General features: G+C 49.4%; 1 protein-coding gene. It reads left to right on the forward strand.

Annotation, left to right across the window (positions count from 1 at the left end; genetic code table 11):
- Positions 1 to 458: IS630 family transposase (locus tag M3650_RS31185; protein ID WP_251580227.1), on the forward strand; the 458-nt coding region annotated here is incomplete at its 5' end.
- Positions 459 to 553: the final 95 nt, after the last annotated feature.

Consider the following 553-nt stretch of genomic DNA (forward strand, 5'->3'; position numbering starts at 1 on the left):
AGCGTCGAATGTATGAACGCTATCAAGCCATCTATTTACACTTGAAAGGCACATCCATGACGGCAATCGCTGAAATTCTGAATCGTAATCGAATGACGGTGAGCAGTTACATTCATACGTACGAAAACGGCGGATTGGCCGCCTTGCGGCTCAAGCATTCATCTGGTGCTCCTACTCGGTTAACCAAGGAACAGCAAGATCAGTTGAAGCAGACCGTCGCCTATTCGGTGCCCCACGAGGTCGGCTTTACAGCCAAGCACAACTGGACGCTTGAACTCATTGCCAGGTATGTGGAACGAGAATGGGGCCACCGCTACTCGCTCCGAGGCATCTCCAAAGTGATGGAACGCTTAGGACTCAGCTATACAAAACCGACATACACGCTTGCGGCAGCAGATCCAGAGAAGCAACGCCAGTTTGCCGAAACGACCTTTCCCGATTTGAAAAAAAGTTACTGAACCATGAGATCGATCACTTACTGTTCGAGGATGAATCCATGATTCGGGATTATCAAGCGATTCAGAAAACCTGGTTTCTTCGCGGGAAGCAACGA

The sequence above is a fragment of the Paenibacillus sp. MER TA 81-3 genome (assembly GCF_023713585.1).
Taxonomy (GTDB): domain Bacteria; phylum Bacillota; class Bacilli; order Paenibacillales; family Paenibacillaceae; genus Paenibacillus_B; species Paenibacillus_B profundus.